Source organism: Streptomyces thermospinosisporus (assembly GCF_039526425.1).
Classification (GTDB): Bacteria; Actinomycetota; Actinomycetes; order Streptomycetales; family Streptomycetaceae; genus Streptomyces; species Streptomyces thermocarboxydovorans.
Genome location: NZ_BAAAIZ010000007.1, coordinates 15101 through 36398, shown reverse-complemented (window position 1 = coordinate 36398; position 21298 = coordinate 15101). Strand labels below are relative to the sequence as shown.

14 protein-coding genes and 1 pseudogene are annotated in these 21298 nt (G+C 72.5%); 8 read left to right on the top strand and 7 right to left on the bottom strand.

Annotated features, from left to right (window positions below; all coding sequences use genetic code 11):
- Nucleotides 1–44: 44 nt before the first annotated feature.
- Entirely contained in the window at nucleotides 45–2621 is a 2577-nt protein-coding gene (pepN, locus tag ABD207_RS02815) for an aminopeptidase N (protein WP_344009771.1), read from the top strand.
- Between the two features lie 289 nt (nucleotides 2622–2910).
- Nucleotides 2911–3948, top strand: coding sequence for a hypothetical protein (locus tag ABD207_RS02810; RefSeq protein WP_344009770.1), 1038 nt, complete (start codon nucleotides 2911–2913; stop codon nucleotides 3946–3948).
- Between the two features lie 116 nt (nucleotides 3949–4064).
- On the opposite strand, the gene ABD207_RS02805 is transcribed toward ABD207_RS02810, so the two are convergent.
- Nucleotides 4065–4514: an NUDIX hydrolase gene (locus tag ABD207_RS02805; protein WP_344009823.1), complete on the bottom strand. Its 450-nt coding sequence runs from the start codon at nucleotides 4512–4514 to the stop codon at nucleotides 4065–4067.
- A 269-nt stretch (nucleotides 4515–4783) separates the two neighbouring features.
- On the opposite strand from ABD207_RS02805, the gene ABD207_RS02800 reads away from it, so the two are divergent.
- The gene (locus ABD207_RS02800) at nucleotides 4784–8089 is read left to right on the top strand and encodes a S8 family serine peptidase (RefSeq protein WP_344009769.1); all 3306 of its coding nucleotides are present in this window, start codon (nucleotides 4784–4786) and stop codon (nucleotides 8087–8089) included.
- 162 nt (nucleotides 8090–8251) lie between these two features.
- On the opposite strand, the gene ABD207_RS02795 is transcribed toward ABD207_RS02800, so the two are convergent.
- The gene (locus ABD207_RS02795) at nucleotides 8252–9118 is read right to left on the bottom strand and encodes a hypothetical protein (RefSeq protein WP_344009768.1); all 867 of its coding nucleotides are present in this window, start codon (nucleotides 9116–9118) and stop codon (nucleotides 8252–8254) included.
- A 1-nt stretch (nucleotide 9119) separates the two neighbouring features.
- On the bottom strand, nucleotides 9120–9656 hold the full coding sequence (locus tag ABD207_RS02790; protein ID WP_344002444.1) for an RNA polymerase sigma factor: 537 nt from the start codon (nucleotides 9654–9656) through the stop codon (nucleotides 9120–9122).
- A gap of 332 nt (nucleotides 9657–9988) precedes the next feature.
- Between ABD207_RS02790 and ABD207_RS02785 the strand changes: the two genes are divergently transcribed.
- Nucleotides 9989–11005: an aspartate-semialdehyde dehydrogenase gene (locus tag ABD207_RS02785; RefSeq protein ID WP_344009767.1), complete on the top strand. Its 1017-nt coding sequence runs from the start codon at nucleotides 9989–9991 to the stop codon at nucleotides 11003–11005.
- A 384-nt stretch (nucleotides 11006–11389) separates the two neighbouring features.
- Nucleotides 11390–13963 (top strand): aminopeptidase N, encoded by a 2574-nt coding sequence (pepN, locus tag ABD207_RS02780; protein ID WP_344009766.1) that lies wholly within the window; start codon nucleotides 11390–11392, stop codon nucleotides 13961–13963.
- A gap of 80 nt (nucleotides 13964–14043) precedes the next feature.
- Here the strand turns inward: pepN (ABD207_RS02780) and ABD207_RS02775 are convergent, their stop codons facing one another.
- On the bottom strand, nucleotides 14044–14427 hold the full coding sequence (locus tag ABD207_RS02775) for an NUDIX domain-containing protein (RefSeq protein WP_344009822.1): 384 nt from the start codon (nucleotides 14425–14427) through the stop codon (nucleotides 14044–14046).
- 43 nt (nucleotides 14428–14470) lie between these two features.
- Here ABD207_RS02775 and ABD207_RS02770 point away from each other — a divergent pair, with 43 nt between their 5' ends.
- Nucleotides 14471–14647: a UTRA domain-containing protein gene (locus tag ABD207_RS02770; protein WP_425580617.1), complete on the top strand. Its 177-nt coding sequence runs from the start codon at nucleotides 14471–14473 to the stop codon at nucleotides 14645–14647.
- The gene (locus tag ABD207_RS02765; protein WP_344009765.1) at nucleotides 14644–15426 is read left to right on the top strand and encodes a GntR family transcriptional regulator; all 783 of its coding nucleotides are present in this window, start codon (nucleotides 14644–14646) and stop codon (nucleotides 15424–15426) included. Before ABD207_RS02770 ends, ABD207_RS02765 begins: the two co-directional genes overlap by 4 nt.
- 360 nt (nucleotides 15427–15786) lie before the next feature.
- Here ABD207_RS02765 and ABD207_RS02760 read toward each other — a convergent pair whose 3' ends face one another.
- The 3 genes and pseudogenes from ABD207_RS02760 to ABD207_RS02750 all read right to left on the bottom strand — a co-directional run.
- On the bottom strand, nucleotides 15787–16062 hold the full coding sequence (locus tag ABD207_RS02760; RefSeq protein ID WP_344009763.1) for a hypothetical protein: 276 nt from the start codon (nucleotides 16060–16062) through the stop codon (nucleotides 15787–15789).
- A 253-nt stretch (nucleotides 16063–16315) separates the two neighbouring features.
- Nucleotides 16316–18391, bottom strand: coding sequence for a 4-alpha-glucanotransferase (gene malQ / locus ABD207_RS02755; RefSeq protein WP_344009762.1), 2076 nt, complete (start codon nucleotides 18389–18391; stop codon nucleotides 16316–16318).
- 128 nt (nucleotides 18392–18519) lie between these two features.
- Nucleotides 18520–18789, bottom strand: a pseudogene (locus tag ABD207_RS02750) (hypothetical protein); the annotation flags it as partial.
- 292 nt (nucleotides 18790–19081) lie between these two features.
- Between ABD207_RS02750 and ABD207_RS02745 the strand changes: the two are divergent.
- Nucleotides 19082–21298 (top strand): glycoside hydrolase family 84 protein (locus tag ABD207_RS02745; protein ID WP_344009761.1); only part of this gene is annotated, 2217 nt, incomplete at its 3' end.

Below are 21298 nucleotides of genomic sequence, written 5' to 3'. Positions count from 1 at the left end.
CGGTGCTGATCAGTCATGTCGACGACGCATGAGGAGTACCGCCCGTGCCCGGTGAGAACCTGACCCGTGACGAGGCCCGGGAGCGGGCCGCGCTGCTCTCCGTCGACGGATACGAGGTGTCCCTCGATGTGCGGTCCGCGGTCGGCGAGGAGAGCGGGCCGGGGCCGCGGACGTTCCGCTCCGTCACCACCATCCGGTTCCGCTGCGCCGAGCCGGGCGCGAGCAGCTTCGCCGACCTGATCGCGCCGAGTGTGACGGCTGTCTCCCTCAACGGGCGCGACCTGGACCCCGGCGAGGTGTTCGACGGCTCCCGCATCCTGCTGGAGGACCTCGCCGCCGACAACGAGCTGATCGTCGACGCCCAGTGCGCCTACTCCCGCACCGGTGAGGGCCTGCACCGCTTCGTCGACCCCGAGGACGGCGAGGTGTACCTGTACACCCAGTACGAGCCGGCCGACTCCCGCCGGGTCTTCGCCAACTTCGAGCAGCCCGACCTCAAGGCGCCGTTCCGCTTCGAGGTGCGGGCCCCGGAGGGCTGGCGGGTGTGGAGCAACGGCGCCGGTGAACTCACCGACGGGGTGTGGCGGTTCGCGGAGACCAAGCCCATCTCCACATACATCACCTGCGTGGTGGCGGGCCCGTACCACTACGTGGAGGACTCCTACGAGCGCGAGCTGCCGGACGGCACGCGGCTGCGGATCCCGCTGGGCGCGATGTGCCGCAAGGGTCTCGCCCCGTACTTCGACGCCGACGACGTGTTCCTGGTGACCAAGCAGGGCCTGGACTTCTTCCACGAGCACTTCGACTACCCGTACCCCTTCGGGAAGTACGACCAGGCGTTCGTGCCCGAGTACAACCTGGGCGCGATGGAGAACCCGGGGATGGTGACCTTCCGCGAGGAGTTCATCTTCCGCGGCAAGGTGACCCAGGCGTCCTACGAGGGCCGCGCCAATGTGATCCTGCACGAGATGGCGCACATGTGGTTCGGCGACCTGGTCACCATGCGCTGGTGGGACGACCTGTGGCTGAAGGAGTCCTTCGCGGACTTCATGGGCGCCTTCGCGCTGGTGGGCGCCACCCGCTTCACCGACGGCTGGATCACCTTCGCCAACCGCCGCAAGGCCTGGGCCTACCGAGCCGACCAGCTGCCGTCCACGCATCCGGTCACCGCGGACATCCGCGATCTGCAGGACGCCAAGCTGAACTTCGACGGCATCACCTACGCCAAGGGCGCCAGCGTGCTCAAGCAGCTGGTGGCGTACGCCGGTCAGGACGCCTTCCTCGAGGGCGCCCGGCGCTACTTCAAGCGGCACGCCTACGGCAACACCACCCTCGGTGACCTGCTGTCGGTCCTCGAGGAGACCAGCGGGCGGGACATGGCGGCCTGGTCGCGGTCCTGGCTGCAGACGGCCGGGGTCAACTCCCTCACCCCGCAGGTGCTGCTGGGCTCCGACGGGCGCGTCGAGGAGCTGGCGGTGGTGCAGGAGGCCGCCGAGTCGCACCCCGAACTGCGGCCGCACCGGGTCGCGGTGGGCCTGTACCGGCGCACCGGCGACGGGACGCTGGAGCGGTACGCGCGCGCCGAGGCGGACGTCGAGGGCGCCCGTACGGTCGTGGCGGAGCTGGCCGGGGCCGAGGCGCCCGAGCTGGTGCTGGTCAACGACGACGATCTCACGTACTGCAAGATCCGTTTCGACGAGACCTCGCTGGCCACCCTGCGCGAGCACCTCGGCGCCCTGACCGACCCGCTGGCCCGCGCCCTGTGCTGGTCCGCGCTGTGGAATCTCACCCGCGACGCGCTCCTGCCCGCCCGGGACTTCATCTCTCTGGTGCTGCGCTTCGCCGGGCGCGAGAGCGACATCGGGGTGCTGCAGATGCTGCACGCCTGGGCCGAGTCGGCGCTGGTGCACTACGCCGCTCCCGCCTGGCGGGAGACCGGCGGGGCGCTGCTCGCCGAGGGGGCCCGGCGGGAGCTGGAGGCGGCCGAGCCGGGCAGCGAACAGCAGCTGGCCTGGGCGCGGTTCCTGGCCCGGGTGGCGTCCACGCCCGGCGAGCTCCAGCTGCTGCAGGACCTGCTGGCGGGCACGGTGACGATCCAGGGTCTTGAGGTGGACCAGGAGCTGCGCTGGGCGTTCCTGGAGCCGCTGGCCGCGCACGGGATGGCGGACGAGAAGGCGCTGGCCGAGGAGCTGGCCCGGGACGACACCGCCTCCGGCAAGCGGCACCAGGTGCGCTGCCTGGCGGCCCGCCCGTCGGCCGCCGTGAAGGCGCAGTGCTGGGCCCAGGTGGTGGAGTCCGACGCGCTGTCCAACGCGCTGGTGGAGGCGACCATCTCCGGGTTCGTGCAGTACTCGCAGCGGGAGCTGCTGGCGCCGTACGCGGAGAAGTACTTCGAGGCGATCGAGCGGGTGTGGCGCGAGCGGTCGATCCAGATCGCGATGGACGTGGTGCGGGGTCTGTTCCCCGCCACGCAGGACTCCCCGGCGACGCTCGAGGCGACGGACGCGTGGCTCGCCGCGCACGAGCAGGCGCCGCCGGCGCTGCGGCGGCTGGTGCTGGAGGCCCGGGACGACCTGGCGCGGGCACTGCGCGGGCAGGAGTGCGACGCGGCGGCCGCCTGAGCGAGTCGCAGGCGGTGACCCGGGTCCGGTCGTGCGGCCGTGATGCCGTGGCCGGGCCGGTCCGTACGCCGCGATGCCGCGGCCGAGCGGGTCGTAGTACCCCGGCCGGGCCGGTCGTACGAGCGTTACCCGATTCGTACGGTCGGACCCGTAACCCCTGGTCCTCACCCGAATGGACCAGGGGTTTTCGGCAACCGAACATGCGTCCTTTAGCGCGAGCTTGTCCGTATTTGTCGACGGACGTGTAACAGGGGTTCGCGGGCGGGCCGGACACGGGAAATTGCCCGGCATGAACCACAACACCCCGCTCTCCCCCCGCCCCCTGCACCACCTCGCCGACAGCCGGCGGCGCGTCATGACCACCGCGCAGCTGCGCCGCCACGGCGTGCCGAACACCGAGATCGGCGATCAGTGCCGCCCCGGCGGTCCCTGGCAGCAGCCGCTGCCGGGGGTCGTCCTGCTCCACCCCGGACCGCCCACCAGCGAGGAGCGGCTGCACGCCGTGCTGATGTACGCGGCGCGGGAGCGGACCACCGGCGTGCCCGAGCAGCCCGGCGCCGGTGACACCCCGCCGCCCGCCTACACCGAGGCGATGATCACCGGCCTCGCGGCGCTCACCCTGCACGGCTTCACCTCCGCTCCCCCGCTGCCGTCCCTGGACACCTTCGACGTGCTGGTGCCCCGGCTGCGGCGGCTGCGGTCGACGGGCTGCGCCCGGATCGTGCGCACCGCCACGCTGCCGGACCCCCAGCAGGTGACGGGTGTCCCGGTGGCTCCGGTGGAGCGGGCGCTGGCCGACGCCGTGGCGCGGCTGCAGGACGCGGGCCTGGTGCGCCGGCTGCTGACGGAGGCGGTGCGCGGCGGACACTGCGAGGCGGTCGCGGTGGTGCGGGAGCTGAACGAGGCGCGGCTGCTGAACCGTCCGCACGTGGTGAACGCGGTGGACTCGCTGGTCGCCGAGGGCCGGGCGATCGCGGAGGACCGGCTGTACCAGATGGTGTGCGAGCACGGACTGCCGGACCCGGTGTGGAACGTCGACCTGCGCCTGCCGGGCGGCCCGCACCTGGGCGGTCTGGACGCCTACTGGCCGGACCAGGCGGTGGCTCTGGAGCTGGACACGCGGGCGCCGCGCCAGGAGGACGACGCCATGTGGTCGGAGTACGCCCGCAAGCGCGAGCACCTGGAACGGCTCGGCATCACGGTCGTCCACGTCACCCCGCGCAAGCTCCGGAACGCGATGGAGCAGCAGGCGGCGGTGATCCGTACGGCGCTGATGGCCGCGGCGGACCGGGAGCCGGCCGCGTACGTGGTGGTGCTGCCCCGCTGAGGACCGCGGCTCGCGCCACCGCAGCAGGACTCGCACCGCCGCAGCAGGAGGGGAGAGGAGGGGCCGCCGACGGGCGGCCCCTCCTCATGCCGGCCCCGGCAGGGACACGTCCACGGCTACGCCTCGGCCGGCTCCAGCCGTCCCGTCGCCGGCCGCTCCCGCCACAGCCGGAGCGCGATGTCGACCAGGCGCACCCGGACCAGGCCGGTGACCTCCTCCAACGGCTGCCAGGCGGCGAGTTCCGTGGAGCCGTTCACCTCGTTGCGCAGCTCGCCGCCGGTGACGCGGCCCTCGTAGACGAGGCGCAGGCCGTGGTGGTCGGTGGGGCGGCCGAGGCGGCCGGGGAGGCCGGGGAGGACATGGCGGGTGGAGTCGACGCCCAGGAGCCCGGTGACCTCGATGCGGTAGCCGGTCTCCTCCTCGACCTCCCGGCGCACGGTGGCGCAGGGGTCCTCGCCGTGCTCCATGCCGCCGCCCGGCATCACCCACTCGGGGACGCCGTCCGGCCCCGGGGAGCGGGCGAGCAGGAGCCGTCCGTCGCGCACCACCACGGCGTAGGCCGCCACCCTCAACTTCTGTCGCACGTGGGGACGTTAGCGGCGGCCGGGCGACGACATGTCGCGTTCGCGGGAGGCTGTCCGGAAAAGCGGATCGGGGGTTTTCCCCATGCATCCATTGCGATTCGGTCAACCCCTCCCAAACACCAGTCCCTTGCGTAAAGCTCAGCGATCGTCCGGGAGTGCCATCCGGACCGTCACGGCCAGGGCCGTTCAGCTCCGGTCGTCCACGATCGCCTGTCACGCACTTTCACGTCCTTTACGCGCAAGGGATGCCGATGACCCATTCCCCACAGCAGGGCCCGATATCGGGCGCGAGACGCGTGGCCCGCATCGCCGTGGCCGCCGGCCTCGTCGCCGCGCTGTCCGCGGCCGGCCCGGTCCCCATGGCCCTCGCCGCCGGCGCGCCCGTCGCACCGGCCGACGCCGACGTCAAGTCCGCCACCAAGAAGCTCGGTTCGGACGACGCGGAGCTGCTCGCCGAGGCGCAGACCGAGGGCGCCAAGCACGTCACCATGATGATCGCCACCGCGCCCGGCAAGACCGAGGAGGTCGCCGCGCAGCTGGACGCGGTCAAGGGCGGCTCGGTCGGCCGCACCCACGACAAGCTGGGTTACGTCCGCGCCACCGTCCCGACGGCCAGGGCCGAGTCGGCCATCGCCGCCGCCGCCAAGCTCTCCTCCGTGCACGGCATCGACCTGCGCGAGGAGATCCCGCTGGACGACCCGACGCCGAGCGCGGACACCGCCAAGGCGGCCGGCGGCCAGAAGGGCAAGGCCTACCCGGCGCCCGGCAAGCGCACCCCGGCGAAGAACCCGTACAACCCGTCCTTCGAGACCGGCGCCGTCGACTTCGTCGAGGACCACCCGAAGGCGGACGGCCGGGGCATCACCATCGGCATTCTCGACTCCGGTGTCGACCTCGGCCACCCGGCGCTGCAGAAGACCACCACCGGCGAGCGGAAGATCGTCGACTGGGTGACGGCGACCGACCCGATCGTCGACAACGACCGCACCTGGCGGCCGATGGTCACCGACGTCTCCGGCCCCGCCTTCACCTACCAGGGCAAGACCTGGCAGGCCCCGGCCGGCGACTACCGGATCAGCACCTTCCTGGAGTCGTACACCACCGGCGGCGACGCAAACGGCGACGCCAACCGGGACGGCGACACCACCGACTCCTGGGGCGTGCTGTACGACCCGGCGGCCGGCACCGTCCGGGTGGACCTGAACAACAACCAGGACTTCGGCGACGACGAGCCGATGAAGCCGTACAAGGACGGCTTCCAGGTCGGCTACTTCGGCACCGACGATCCGAAGACCGAGATCGCCGAGCGCCAGCCGTTCGTCGTGGAGATCCGCAAGGACGTCCCGATGGACCCCTACGGCGGCGACTGGGCGGGCAAGAAGGCCGACTTCGTCAACATCGGCGTCATCGAGTCCGAGCACGGCACGCACGTCGCCGGCATCACCGCCGCGCACGGGCTGTTCGGCGGGAAGATGAACGGCGCCGCCCCCGGCGCGAAGCTCGTCTCCTCGCGCGCCTGCACCTGGTCCGGCGGCTGCACCAACGTGGCGCTCACCGAGGGCATGATCGACCTCGTCACCAAGCGCGGCGCCGACATCGTCAACATGTCCATCGGCGGCCTGCCGGCGCTCAACGACGGCAACAACGCCCGCGCCGAGCTGTACAACCGCCTGATCGACGAGTACGGCGTCCAGCTGGTGATCTCCGCGGGCAACTCCGGGCCCGGCGCCAACACCATCGGCGACCCGTCGCTGGCCGACAAGGTCATCTCGGTCGGCGCGTCAGTCTCCCGCGAGACCTGGGCCGCCAACTACGGCTCCGAGGTGGAGAAGAAGTACGCCATGATGCCGTTCTCCTCGCGCGGTCCGCGTGAGGACGGCGGCTTCACGCCGACGCTGGTCGCCCCGGGTGCCGCCATCAACACCATCCAGACCTGGATGCCGGGCGCCCCGGTCGCCGAGGCCGGCTACCAGCTCCCGCCCGGCTACGGCATGCTCCAGGGCACCTCGATGGCCTCCCCGCAGGCCGCGGGCGCCGCGGCGCTGCTGCTGTCGGCCGCGAAGCAGAAGCGCATCGACCTGCCGCCGGCGACGCTGCGCACCGCCCTCACCTCCACCGCCGAGCACATCAAGGGCGTGCAGGCCTACGAGGAGGGCGCGGGCCTGATCGACATCGAGGACGCCTGGGACGAGATCCGCGACGGCGCCACCGCGCACACCTACACGGTGAAGGCGCCGGTCGACACGGCGATCGACCAGTTCCTGAAGACGCCGGGCTCCGGCACCGGCCTGTACGACCGTGAGGGCGGCCTGAAGGCCGGTCAGAAGAAGACGTACGACATCACCATCACCCGTACGTCCGGCCCGGACCGCGCGATCGAGCACGAGCTGGACCTCGAGAACAACGCCGGCCGCACCTTCCGCATCCTCGGCGACGACGACATCCGGCTGCCGCTGAACAAGCCGGTGACCGTGAAGGTCCAGGCCGCGCCCGGCTCGGCCGGCATCAAGAGCGCGATCCTGGATGTCGACGACCCGCGCACCGAGGGCGTGGACCGCCAGATCATGACGACGGTGGTGGTCTCGGCCCCGCTGAAGTACACCTACTCGGCGTCCGGTTCGGTGCAGCGCAACAGCACCACCTCCTACTTCGTCACCGTGCCCGAGGGCGCGAAGACGCTGCAGGTCGCGATGAGCGGGCTGAAGGGCAAGAGCCAGACCCGGTTCATCGCCATCCACCCCTACGGCGTCCCGGTCGACACCACCTCGACGCCCAACTGCTACAACAACTACAACGACGGCAACGGCTGCCGCCCCGACCTGCGCTCCTACGCCGACCCGCAGCCGGGCGTCTGGGAGATCGAGGTCGAGTCGCGCCGCACCTCGCCGCTGCTCGACAACCCCTACAAGCTGGACGTCGCCGTGCTCGGCGCGGCCTTCGAGCCGGAGACCGTGACCGTGCCGGAGGCCAAGGCCGGCACCCCGGCCGCCGCCTCCTGGAAGGTGACGAACAAGTTCGCCGCCCTTGAGGGCAAGCTGGTCGGCGGGCCGCTCGGCTCGGCGAAGGCGGACCGCCCGTCGATCAAGACGGGTGAGACCCGGACCACCACGGTCGAGGTGCCCGAGGGCGCCGCCTCGCTGGACGTCTCCATCGGCAACGTCTCGGACGCCGCCGCCGACCTGGACCTCGCGGTCTACGACAAGGACGGCAAGCGGGTCGCCCAGTCGGCCGACGGCGACTCGGAGGAGTCGGTGTCCATCGCCAAGCCGGCCGCCGGCACCTACACGGTGGAGGTCGTGGGCTACTCGGTCCCGGCGGGCACCACGGAGTACGACTACCGTGACGTGTTCTTCTCCGCCTCGCTCGGCACGGTGTCGGTCGACGACTCCGCGACGGTGAAGCTCGGCACGGGCGACTCGGCGGAGGTCTCCGCCGAGGTCACGGCCGCCGCGGCGGCCCCCGAGGGACGTGAGTTCTTCGGCCGGGTCCAGCTGGTCAACGAGCGCGGCACGGTCGCGGGCACCGGCAGCGTGGCGATCGGGAAGGTCGTGCCGTAACGGCTGTCGGCCGAGTCCGCAACGGCCCTGTGCCGTGTCGGCAGAGCCGTGAGCGGCTCGGGTCCTGAGAAGGCCCGGGCACGAGGGGCGGGCGTCCTGGTGAGGGCGCCCGCCCTTCGTCATGTCGTCATGCGCGGTCGAGGGTGCGGGATCGTCATGTCGTCATGTGCAGTCGAGGGTGCGGGACTCCGGCAGGGAGGCGGTGAGCCGGGACCGCGCCGGGGCGATCCGCTCCTCGCCGACCAGCACCGTGTCGGGGAAGGCGTTGTTCCTCGGGATGCCGACGAGCACCGGGTCGCCGGTGCGCAGCGGCGGCACCTCGGCGGTGCGGACGGGGAAGGAGAGTTCCCCGGTCCGCCCGTCCTCCGTCTTGTACAGGGCCCTCACCCTCAGCGTGACCCGCTCGACCCCGCCGGACGCCGCCGGCCGCACCGCGGAGACGGTGCCCTCGGCGACCGTGCGGGCGCAGGCCAGATACCGGGGGCTGCCGAAGCGGACACCGCCGCCGCTCTCGCTGGGCGCGCTGTCGGCTGCGGAGCTGCCCCCGGCGTCGTCGCTCGACACGCCGGCCTGCGTCGCGAGCCAGCTCATCGAGACGACGACGGTGGCGGCAGCGGCGGCAGCCAGGGCGCCGAGGGCGACCTTCAGGGGGCGGCGCGTGCGGCGCCCGGCGAGCGGCGTGACGGCCGGGCGTCCGGCAGGGGCGGCACCGGCGCCGCCGGCCAGCGCGTCCCCGATCACCACCAGCTGTTCCCGGAGCGCGGCGACATCGGCGGCGGCCGCGCCGTGCTCGTCCCGGACGGACGGGTCGCGCAGGGCATCCGGGGGCAGCGGCTCGCCCAGGATCGCGGCCATCAGGGCGTCCTTGCCGTCGGGGCGGGCGTTCCCCGGCTCCCCGTGCCCGGTGTTCCCGGTGTTCCGGGTGTTCCCTGTGTTCTCGCTGTTCCCGGTGTTCCCGGTGTTCCCGGTGTTCCCGGTGTTCCCGGTGTTCCCGGTGTTTCCGGTGTTTCCGTTGTTCTCGGCGGTCATGTCACACCACCTCGTCCTCGTGCAGGCGGGTGCGCAGGGCGCGGACCGCGGAGTGCAGCCTGCTCTTGACCGTGCCCTCCGGAACGCCGAGCTGTTCGGCGATGGAGCGGACCGGCAGATCGGCGTAGAAGCGCAGGACGACGACCTGACGCTGGGCGTCGGGCAGCTCGTCCAGGCCGCGGGCGACGGCGAGGGAGAGCAGGCTGGTCTCCTCGCCGGACGGCAGCTGGGTCGGGTGCAGCGCGGCGAGGCGTTCGCCGAGCCGCTCCTGGCGCCGGCGGGCGCGGTGCCAGTCCATGGCGAGGTTGGAGGCGACGACCGCCGCCCAGGCCGAGACGTCCCGGGGTGCCTCGCGGCCGCTCGCGGCGCGTTCCAGCAGCCGCAGGCGGACCTGCTGCACCCCGTCCGGCAGGTCCGCCTGCGGCACCCCGCCCAGGGCGAGCACCGCCCGCACCCGGCGTTCCTGTGCCGCGTCCAGCGGATCGTCGTCCGCGGCGGTACGCGCGCCTCGCCCGCGCCGGGTTCTTCCGCGCAGCACTGGCACCCCCCTCACGCTGTTTCTCCTACGACGCCGGGGCCACCCGGAACGTTCACGCCGGGCCCGGGATCCTCAGAGGCGTACGTCACACCTTTGTGTGGCCGGGGGCCGGGTGGGCAGGGGACCTTGCGGCCGATGCCCTCCGCGGGCTGAATTTCTGCAGCTCAGGCGGGTCGCAGCCGAAGGTCCGCAACCGCCGGCCGTCGCGCCGGTGTCCCGCTGTGCGAGCAGTGCGGGCAAAGAATTGGACAGCCGGGCCGTGGTCGGCCGCATGATGGAAGAGCCTCGGCCAGGCATCAGGTACACACCAGGACGCAAGTGAGGGAGTCGCCGTGAGGGTCGGAATCGTCGGAGCCACCGGTCAGGTGGGTACGGTCATGCGCAGGATCCTCGCGGAGCGGAACTTCCCGGTCACCGAGCTGCGCCTGTTCGCCTCGGCCCGTTCGGCGGGCACCGACCTGGACGGCGTGACGGTGGAGGACGCGTCCACCGCCGACTACACCGGCCTGGACATCGTGCTGTTCTCGGCGGGCGGCGCCACCTCGAAGGCGCTGGCCGAGAAGGTCGCCTCGCAGGGCGCGGTCGTGATCGACAACTCCTCCGCCTGGCGCCGGGACCCCGAGGTTCCCCTGGTGGTCTCCGAGGTGAACCCGCACGCGATCGCCCACCGCCCCAAGGGCATCATCGCCAACCCGAACTGCACCACCATGGCCGCGATGCCGGTGCTGCGTCCGCTGCACGCGGAGGCCGGCCTTCAGGCCCTGGTCGTCGCCACCTACCAGGCGGTGTCCGGCTCCGGCCTCGCGGGCGTCGCGGAGCTGCACGGCCAGACCCAGAAGGTGGTCGCCGAGGCCGACAAGCTCACCCACGACGGCGAAGCGGTCGACTTCCCCGAGCCGAACGTCTACAAGCGCACCATCGCCTTCAATGTGCTGCCCTTCGCCGGCAACCTCGTCGACGACGGTCTGAACGAGACCGACGAGGAGCAGAAGCTGCGCAACGAGTCCCGCAAGATCCTGGAGATCCCGGACCTGAAGGTCTCCGGCACCTGTGTCCGCGTCCCGGTGTTCTCCGGCCACTCGCTGCAGGTCAACGCCCGGTTCGCCCGCCCGATCAGCCCGGAGCGCGCGACCGAGCTGCTGGCCGACGCCCCCGGCGTCGAGCTGTCGGACATCCCGACCCCGCTGCAGGCGGCCGGCAAGGACCCGTCGTACGTCGGCCGCATCCGCCGCGACGAGACGGTCGAGAACGGCCTGGCCCTGTTCATCTCCAACGACAACCTGCGCAAGGGCGCCGCGCTGAACGCGGTGCAGATCGCGGAGCTGGTGGCGGCCGAGCTGCAGAAGTAGCCCAGGAGCTCCTCGACAGCCCCAGGAGTCCTCGAAGGGGCGCCCGGCGGACGACCGGGCGCCCCTTTCGTATGCCTGTTCATACGCCGTATGCCCGGTCGTGTCCCGTGTGCTCGGTCGTGTCCCGTGTGCTCGGTCGTGTCCCGTGTGCCCGGTCGTATCCCGTGTGCCCGGTCGCGTTTCGGGTACCCGTCGTGTTTCGTGTACCCGGTCGGGCCCGCGCACGGCGCACGCGGGCGCACGCGGACCCCCGTACTCCCCCGTACTCCCCCGTACTCCCCCGTCCGATGCAGGGGTATCCCCATGGTCCGGCTCCGTCGTCGCTGAACAGCGGGGATGCGTGGAAGGATGACCCGACGCACTTCATGACGAGGAGATGACCGCGTGCCTGGCACAAACCTGACTCGCGAAGAGGCGCAGCAGCGGGCGAAGCTGCTGACCGTTGACTCGTACGAGATCGACCTGGATCTCTCCGGCGCGCAAGAGGGAGGGACCTACCGGTCCGTGACCACGGTGCGCTTCGACGTCGCCGAGGACGGCGCGGAGTCCTTCATCGACCTGGTGGCACCCACCGTGCACGAGGTGACCCTGAACGGGGACCCTCTCGACCCCGACGAGGTCTTCAAGGACTCCCGCATCGCCCTGCCCGGCCTGCTCAAGGGCCGCAATGTGCTGCGGGTGAGCGCGGACTGCGCCTACACCAACACCGGCGAGGGCCTGCACCGCTTCGTCGACCCGGTCGACGACCAGGCCTACCTCTACACGCAGTTCGAGGTGCCGGACGCCCGCCGGGTGTTCGCGAGCTTCGAGCAGCCCGACCTGAAGGCGACCTTCCAGTTCACCGTGAAGGCGCCGGAGGGCTGGACCGTCATCTCCAACTCGCCCACGCCCGAGCCGGAGAACAACGTCTGGGTCTTCGAGCCGACGCCGCGCATCTCCACGTACATCACGGCCCTGATCGCCGGCCCGTACCACTCCGTGCACAGCGTGTACGAGAAGGACGGGCAGAGCGTGCCGCTCGGCATCTACTGCCGGCCGTCGCTCGCCGAGTACCTGGACGCGGACGCGATCTTCGAGGTGACCCGGCAGGGCTTCGACTGGTTCCAGGAGAAGTTCGACTACGCCTACCCGTTCAAGAAGTACGACCAGCTGTTCGTGCCGGAGTTCAACGCGGGCGCGATGGAGAACGCGGGCGCGGTGACCATCCGCGACCAGTACGTCTTCCGCTCCAAGGTGACGGACGCGGCGTACGAGGTGCGGGCGGAGACCATCCTGCACGAGCTGGCCCACATGTGGTTCGGCGACCTGGTCACCATGGAGTGGTGGAACGACCTGTGGCTCAACGAGTCGTTCGCCACCTACACCTCGATCGCCTGCCAGGCAGCGGCGCCGGGCTCGCGCTGGCCGCACTCGTGGACGACGTTCGCCAACTCGATGAAGACCTGGGCCTACCGCCAGGACCAGCTGCCGTCCACGCACCCGATCATGGCGGACATCCGCGACCTGGACGACGTCCTGGTCAACTTCGACGGCATCACCTACGCCAAGGGCGCCAGCGTGCTCAAGCAGCTCGTGGCGTACGTCGGTGAGGACGAGTTCTTCCGCGGTGTGCAGGCCTACTTCAAGCGCCACGCCTACGGCAACACCCGCCTGTCCGACCTGCTGGGCGCGCTGGAGGAGACCTCCGGACGCGATCTGAGGACCTGGTCGAAGAAGTGGCTGGAGACGGCCGGCATCAACGTCCTGCGCCCGGAGATCGAGACCGACGACCAGGGCGTGATCACCTCCTTCGCCGTCCGCCAGGAGGCCCCGGCGCTGCCCGCCGGCGCCAAGGGCGAGCCCGTGCTGCGCCCGCACCGCATCGCGATCGGCCTGTACGACCTGGACGGCGACGGCCGCCTGGTGCGCGGCGAGCGCGTGGAGCTGGACGTCGACGGCGACCTCACGGCCGTGCCGCAGCTCGTGGGCAAGCCCCGCCCGGCGGTCGTACTGCTCAACGACGACGACCTCTCGTACGCCAAGGTCCGCCTGGACGAGCAGTCGCTGGCCACCGTCACCGAGCATCTCGGCGACTTCGCGGAGTCGCTGCCGCGCGCCCTGTGCTGGGCCTCCGCCTGGGACATGACCCGGGACGCCGAGATGCCCGCCCGGGACTACCTCTCACTCGTGCTGTCCGGCATCGGCAAGGAGTCGGACATCGGTGTCGTGCAGTCCCTGCACCGCCAGGTGAAGCTGGCCATCGACCTGTACGCCGACCCGGCCGCCCGCGAGGCCCTGCTGGCCCGCTGGACCGACGCGACGCTGGCGCACCTGCGCTCCGCCGAGCCGGGCAGCGACCACCAGCTGGCCTGGGCGCGGGCGTTCGCCGCGACCGCGCGCACCCCCGAGCAGCTGGACCTGCTGGAGGGCCTGCTCAGCGGCGAGCAGACCATCGAGGGCCTGACCGTGGACACGGAGCTGCGCTGGGCCTTCGTGCAGCGGCTGGCGGCAGTGGGCCGCTTCGACGAGGCGGACATCGCGGCCGAGTACGAGCGCGACAAGACCGCGGCGGGCGAACGCCACGCGGCGACCGCCCGCGCGGCCCGCCCGACCGAGGAGGCCAAGGCGGAGGCGTGGGCGTCGGTCGTGGAGTCCGACAAGCTGCCGAACGCCGTGCAGGAGGCGGTCATCAACGGCTTCGTCCAGACCGACCAGCGCGAGCTGCTCGCCCCGTACGCCGACCGCTACTTCGAGGTGGTCAAGGACATCTGGGACACCCGCTCGCACGAGATCGCCCAGCAGATCGTGGTCGGCCTCTACCCGTCCATCCAGGTCACCCGCGAGACCCTGGACAAGACCGACGCCTGGCTCTCCTCTGCCGACCCGAGCCCGGCCCTGCGCCGCCTGGTCTCCGAGTCCCGCGCAGGCATCGAACGAGCCCTCCGCGCCCAGGCCGCGGACGCGGCGGCGGGCAAGTAGCGGTTACCAGCTCCACAGCAGTCGGGGCGCCCGGTGTGATGCCGGGCGCCCCGGGTAATTTCGTGCGCGTCGTTGACGCGTCATACCCCGCAGGATGCGGTGAGCAGCTGGTGACCTTCGAGCTCCCAGGCAGGGGAGCCGCCTGGACACGAGTGGTCACAGCACTTGGCACACGCGCCTGCGCGGGGTCTCCTCCGGATGGAGCTCGCCGGCCGCCACGTAGCGGCCGTTGCTTCCTCCGTCTGCAGGTCCACGGCTTCGGCAGAGGTACGGAAGTCGAAGTGCTGGTGGTCCGGCTCGAGCTTGCTCGGGTTGGCTGGAATGTCGTGAGCATCGATGTGTACCGGCAGATGCCCGACCGGCACGGCAGAGGACGCCGGAATACCCGTCTCCTCAGCCAGTTCCCGTTGCGCCGCAGCAAGGAGGCTCGTGTCCTCCGCCTCGATATGACCCCCTGGTAGCAGCCACCGGTCAAGGGCTCGGTGATGGATGTGGAGTACTCGCCCCGTGACGGCGAGGATGCCCAGCGCGGAGGAACGCGAGATCCTGCGCCTGGAAGAGGACCATCCGGTCCTCCGGCTGAGCCGGGTGACCTTCGACAGCGACGACCGGCCCTTTCAGGTCGACATCATGGTGATGCCGGCGCATCGGCAGCGTCTGCACTACGAGATCCAGATCGGATGACTGTGCCCACTTCCTCCCCGACCGGCTCGCCGGACCGGCGGTCGCTCCATGAGCGCATTGCTGCCGACCTCCGGGACGAGATCATGAGCGGCGACCTCGCGCCGGGTGCCAGCCTTCCCTCCACGGCGCAGCTGAAAGAGCGCTTCAACGCCTCGAACGCAACCATCCAGAAGGCCCTGCAGATCCTCAAGGACGAACGCCTTGTGGTGGGCCGCGCGGGAGCCGCCGTCACGGTTCGTGAGCATCGGCAGCGGACGGTACGCCCGGCCGCGTACATGGCCCCGGCTGCACCCGGGAAGCCGTACCGGTGGCTGACCGAGGCCAGGAAGCCCGGCTCCAGGGCGCACAGCACGCTGCTCGACGTCGCCGAGCTGCGGCCACCGGCTGATGTCGCCGCCGCGCTGGGCCTCACCGGCTCGGAGACCGCGGTCCTACGTCACCAGATCCTGTCCATCGATGACGAGCCGGTCGAACTGGTCAAGTCGTACTACCCCTTGTCCATCGCCCGAGGCACCCCCATCACCGCCAAGCGGAACATCAAGGGCGGCACGCCTGCACTCCTGAACCAACTCGGCTTCCCGCCACGCCTGAGTGTCGACCGGGTATCGGCCAGGGTCCCCACCCAGGAGCAGTACCAGGCCCTCAACCTCCCCAGCGACCTGCCGGTCCTCCGCACCTTGCGAGTGGTCTACAGCGACAACGAACGCCCCGTGGAGGCCGCGGTCATGGTCAAGGCAGGTCACCTCTATGAACTGCAGTACGAGTTCACGCCCGACTGAGGACGTGGTGGTCCCACTGGCGCCCGGTCGATCACTTCGCGTCCATCGGCACTTCTCGCTCCGCTCGTTCAGCTGAGCTGAAGAATGTGGGGTCGGGAGCAGGCACCCGCCGAGGCACGAGCTGTCCCGCCACCGTCGCGCCGAGAGCCAGGGCCATGCCCGCCTACCAAGTGAGCAGGCCGGGCAGCTGGCCGATCTGCTCAGGGAGCTGCTGCTCGCCAACGAGCGGTAAGCGCGCAGTCGGCTGGTGAACGCGCCGAGGGCGCCGCCTCCGCCGGAATCGGCTGGAAGCGGCGCCCTCGGTGAAGCCGGAAGCGGCGCCCGCGGTGAAGGTGCGCGGTGTGGAACGTGCGGCGCCGGTCAGGCCTTGGCGTCGGCCTTGGTCTTGATGTTGCGGCTGGTCACCCTGTGCTCCTCCTTGGAGCGGTCGAGGACCATCACCAGGCCGGCGATCACCGCGAACAGGACGATCGGAAGCGCGACGAAGAGGCCCAGCGTCTCGATGACGCTCAGGCCGGGGCCGGGGTCGTCACCGTCGTCGCGGGTGATCGCGAGCGCGGGGGACGACATGAGCAGCATCATCAGCGTCGTACCGGCTGCCAGGGCGCCGGCGCGCAGGGCGTTCTTCTTGTCCACGCTGCACAAGGTAGCGAACGCCGGTGAGGGCCGCGCGCCCGGGGTGCCGTACGAGGCCTTCCCGCAGGTGGGGGCCGGGCCCGGACGGTGCCGGTTCGCGAGCCTCGGTATCAGCGCGCCTGCCGGCCCCCACGTCAGGCCGCCCTGCCGGCCTCCGCATCGGCGCCCGTGCCGGCCCCCACATCGGCGTGCGTGCCGGCCCTCGCATCAACGCGCGTGCGACCTCGGCATCAGCGCGCGTGCGACCTCGGCGTCAGCGCGCGTCCCTGAGCACCTCCAGCAGCGCGTGCAGCCGCGGGGACTCCGCCAGGTCCTCCAGCGTCACCGGGCGGCCCTCGGCGTCGGCGATCGGCAGCCGCCAGTTGGGGTACTGGTCCCAGGTGCCGGGGAGGTTCTGCGGGCGGCGGTCGCCGACGGTGTCGGGCAGCCAGACGCCGATCAGGCGGGCGGGGGTGTGCAGCAGATAGCGGTGGACGGCCTGGATCTCGGCCTCCTCCGAGCGCCTGTCGCCCCCGCCGCCGGAGCCCTGCAGCATGCCGAGCCGGGACAGCAGTTCCAGCCACTCCGCGGTGTCGGAGGCGGCCTCCGCGCGCTCCTCGGTGAGCGGGCGGGTGAGCAGGCCGAGACGGTCGCGCAGGTCGACGTGCTCGCCGGTGAGGCGGGCGGCGGTGGGCGGCAGGTCGTGGGTGGTGGCGGTGGCCAGGCAGTCGGCGCGCCAGGCGTCCGGCGGCAGGGGGCGCCCGTCGCCCTCCCAGTCGCGTTCGAACCACAGCACCGACGTGCCGTACACCCCGCGCTCGCGCAGCGCCTCGCGCACGCCCGGCTCGACCGTGCCGAGATCCTCGCCGATCACCATGGCCCCGGCGCGGGAGGCCTCCAGGACCAGGGAGGCGAGCATGGCCTCGGCGTCGTAGCGGACGTAGGTGCCCTCGGTGGGCGGGTGGCCGTGGGGCACCCACCAGAGCCGGAACAGGCCCATGACGTGGTCGATGCGCAGCGCGCCGGCGTACCGGAAGAGGGCCCTCAGCAGATCGCGGAAGGGTGCGTAGCCGGACTCGGCGAGCCGGTCGGGGCGCCACGGGGGCAGGCCCCAGTCCTGGCCGCGTGCGTTGAAGGCGTCCGGGGGTGCCCCGATGGACATGCCGGCGGCGAAGTACTCCTGCTGCGCCCAGGCGTCGGCGCCGCCCGGGTGCACGCCGACGGCGAGGTCGTGCACGATGCCGAGCGGCATCCCGGCCTCGCGGGCGGTGCGCTGGGCCGCGGCGAGCTGGGTGTCGGTGAGCCAGGCCAGACGGCAGTGGAAGTCGACCCGGTCCATCAGCTCGCGGCGGGCGCGGGCGGTCTCCGGCGAGCGCGGGTCGCGCAGTCCGGCGGGCCAGCGGTGCCAGTCGGGGCCGTGCACCTCGGCGAGCGCGCACCAGGTGGCGTGGTCCTCCAGGGCGGTGCCCTGCTCGGCGAGGAAGTCGCAGTAGGCGGCGCGCCGGCCGGGCCCGAGCGGTACCTGGTGCACCAGCTCCAGGGCCTCGCGCTTCAGCTCCCAGACGGCGTCCCGGTCGATCAGCTCGCCCTGCTCCAGCACCGCCGCGCGCAGCCGCCCGGCCCGCCGGCGCAGGGACCGTACGCGGTCGTCGTCGGTGACGTGAGCGAACTCCGGGATGTCCTCGATCCGCAGGTGCACGGGGTCGGGGAAGCGGCGGGAGGAGGGCCGGTAGGGGGAGGGGTCGGTCGGGGAGCCGGGTACGGCCGCGTGCAGCGGGTTGACCTGGATGAATCCGGCGCCGAGGCTGCGTCCGGCCCAGGCGGCCAGCTCGCCGAGGTCGCTGAGGTCGCCCATGCCCCAGGAGCGGCGGGACAGCAGCGAGTAGAGCTGGACGAGCAGGCCGTAGGAGCGGGTGGCGGGGGCCGGCAGCCGGGGCGGGGCGACGATCAGGTGGGCCTGCGCGGTGCGGCCGTCGGGGGCGGTGGCGGTCACCTGGTGGACGCCGGGCGGGAGCCCTTCGGCGGAGGTGCGGGGCTCGCCCTGCTCGGTGCGGATGCTCAGCCGGGTGCCCTCGGGGAGCGCGGTCAGCGTGGCCGGGACCGTGTCGCCCCAGCCGGTGATGGTGGGCGGCAGCAGCCGGCCGGCCAGCTCCCGCTCGCGGTCGGCGAGCGCGGCGCGCACCGCCTCGGGGGTGCTCGCGTCCACGCCGAGGGCGGCGAGGGCGAGGGTGACGGCGGTGGCCGAGGCGTCGACCGCACGGTCCGGGGTGGGACGGTAGGAGGTGGCGACGCCGTGCAGCGCGGCGAGCCGGGAGAGGTCCTCGGAGCAGGGCTCGGCCGGCGCGGTCACTAGGGCTCCGGGCGGTACTGGGCCGGGAAGGCGTCGTCGAATCCGGTGGACTGGGACGGGAAGGCGGACGGGAAGACGTCGTCGAATCCGGTGGACTGGGACGGGAAGGCGTCGAGGCCGGAGGGGTCGGTGTCCGTCTCGGTGTCCGTGAAGGCGTCGGACTCGCTGGTCAGCGGGGCGGCGTCGGCGAGCGGGGGCTCGCTGGTGAGGGGTTCGGCGTCGGGCAGCGGGGGCTCGCTGGTCAGGGGGACCTCGGTGCAGGGGCCTTCGGCGCTGAAGACGCAGGCGTGCAGTCCCTCGGCCTCTGCGGACCCGTGGGGGCCCTCGGGTGCGGCGGAGGTGTGCTCCGCCGAGGGTTTGGACAGGGCGGGGGACGGGACGTATGCGGCTGCAGCCACGGATGGCCTCCTCGTCGGGCGCGGCCGTGCCCCAGGGCTCGGCACGGGCCGTGCGTAGTCTTCGGCACGGATGTGCGGGTGTGTCCGGTCAGGTCGTGCGGGCTATCCCGCAGCCCTACCCAGAGGGCGCGAGACCAGACGCACAAACCCGTCCAACGTGGTCCTGCTCACATTCTGTTCCCGTTCACTCGCCCCGCATGCGGACAGATCGGGCACACCGGCCGCCCTCGTTGACACGTTCACCGCAAGGGTGGTGGGCTCGAACCGCCTGTCGAGCGACCGGGAGGAGCCTGTGCAGCCACGGCGTGGGAAGAGGGCGGCGGTCCTCGCGCTCGCCGTCGTCGCCGGAACCCTGGGCCTCGCGCCCGACGTGTCCGCCGCCCCGGCGGACGCCCCCGAGGCGGAGCCGCGTCACGCCTCCGAGGCGGCCGAGGCCGCCGAGGTGTCCGTCTGGCCGCGCCCGCACTCCCTGCGCACGGGCGGGGATCCGGTCGCGGTGACCGACGAGGTGGCCCTGCGCGTCGACGGGACGACCGACCCGTACGCCCTGGACGCGCTGCGCGCCCTGCTGCGGCAGGCGGGCGCGCGCCGGATCGCCGAGCCCGGCGCATCGGTGCCCAAGGGGGCGCTGGTGGTGCGGGTGGGCGCGGAACGCCCCGGCGGCGACCCTCGTCACGCCCTCCCCTCCGGCGGCTACACCCTGACCGTCGGCCGCGACGGCATCTCGCTCACCGGGGCGGGCCCGGACGGCCAGTTCCACGCGGTGCAGACCCTGCGTCAGCTGCTCCGCCCGGACGGACACTTCGACGCCGCCATCGTCCGGGACTGGCCCGCCACCGCGGTGCGGGGCGTCACCGAGGGCTTCTACGGCACCCCGTGGACGCACCGGCAGCGGCTGGCCCAGCTCGACTTCCTGGGCCGCACCAAGCAGAACCGCTACCTGTACGCGCCCGGCCACGACCCCTACCGGCAGGCCCGCTGGCGCGAGCCCTACCCGCACCAACGGCGGGCGCAGTTCCGGGAGCTGGCCGAACGTGCCCGCCGCAACCACGTCACCCTCGGCTGGGCGGTCTCCCCCGGCCAGGCGATGTGCTTCGCCTCCGACGACGACCTGCGTGCGCTGACCCGCAAGCTGGACGCCATGTGGGCGCTGGGCTTCCGCGCCTTCCAGCTGCAGTTCCAGGACGTCAGCTACAGCGAGTGGCACTGCGGCGCCGACGCCGGCCGCTTCGGCTCCGGCCCCGGGGCCGCCGCCCGTGCTCAGGCCCATGTGGCCAACGCGGTGGCCCGCCATCTGGCGGAACGTCACCCCGGGGGCGCCGCCCTGTCGGTGATGCCGACCGAGTACTACGAGGACGGGTCCACCCCCTACCGGCGGGCGCTGGCCGAGGCGCTGGATCCGCGGGTGGAGGTGGCGTGGACCGGGGTCGGGGTGGTGCCGCGCACCATCACCGGCGGCGAACTCGCCGAGGCCCGCGAGGTGTTCGGGCACCCGCTGGTGACCATGGACAACTACCCGGTCAACGACTACGAGCCGGGCCGCATCTTCCTGGGCCCCTACCAGGGCCGCGAACCGGCCGTCGCCTCCGGCTCGGCCGCCCTGCTCGCCAACGCCATGGAGCAGCCGGAGACGTCCCGCATCCCCCTGTTCACCAGCGCCGACTTCGCCTGGAACCCGCGCGGCTACCGCCCCGAGGAGTCCTGGCGCGCCGCGATCGCCGACCTGGCCGGCGGGGACGCCGGACGCGAGCGGGCGCTGCGGGCCCTGGCGGGCAACACGGCGTCCTCGGTGCTCGGCGGCGAGGAGTCGGCGTATCTGCGCCCGGCGATGCGGGCGTTCTGGCAGGCCCGCACCTCGGCGGGCGGCGACCGGGGCCGCTCCGCGTCCGGCGCGGAGGCGCGGCTGCGCTCGGCCTTCCGCGTGCTGCGGGAGCTGCCCCGCAGCCTGGACGGGACCGGGGTCGGTGAAGAAGCCGCCCCGTGGGCCGAGCAGTTGCGGCGGTACGGGGACGCCGGGCTCACGGCGCTGGACATGCTCCGCGCGCAGGACTCCGGCGACGCGGCCGGCGCCTGGGCGGCGTATCAGAGGCTCGGCAGCCGGCGGGAGCGGCTGGAGTCGGCACGGGTCACCGTCGGCGAGGGCGTGCTGGACGGCTTCCTCAGCCGGGCGCAGGAGACGTACCGGGAGTGGGCCGGTGTCGATCACGAGCCGCCCGCACCGTCCCGCGGCGCCTCCGACGACCGTGAGCTGCGGCTCCCCCGCACGCGTTCGCTGTCCGCCGTGACGGTGCTCGCCGAGCCCGGCACCGAGGGGACGGTCGAGGTGCGCGTGCCCGGCGCGGGCTGGCGCCGGGTGGGGGCGCTGGATGCCTCCGGTGCGACCGAGCTGCGGACGGACGAGCGGGCGGACGGCGTACGGGTCACCGGCGCCGACGGGACCCGCGTGCGTCACCTGGTCCCCTGGTTCGAGGACGCGCCCACCGCCTCCCTCGACCTGTCCGGCGGCGGC

What these genes read in the sequence shown, in the direction of transcription:
- ABD207_RS02810 (WP_344009770.1), top strand. Translation starts at nt 2,911, where the DNA reads ATGAACCACAACACCCCGCTCTCCCCCCGCCCCCTGCACCACCTCGCC.
- ABD207_RS02800 (WP_344009769.1), top strand. Translation starts at nt 4,784, where the DNA reads ATGACCCATTCCCCACAGCAGGGCCCGATATCGGGCGCGAGACGCGTG.
- ABD207_RS02795 (WP_344009768.1), bottom strand. Translation starts at nt 9,118, where the DNA reads ATGACCGCCGAGAACAACGGAAACACCGGAAACACCGGGAACACCGGG.
- ABD207_RS02765 (WP_344009765.1), top strand. Translation starts at nt 14,644, where the DNA reads ATGACTGTGCCCACTTCCTCCCCGACCGGCTCGCCGGACCGGCGGTCG.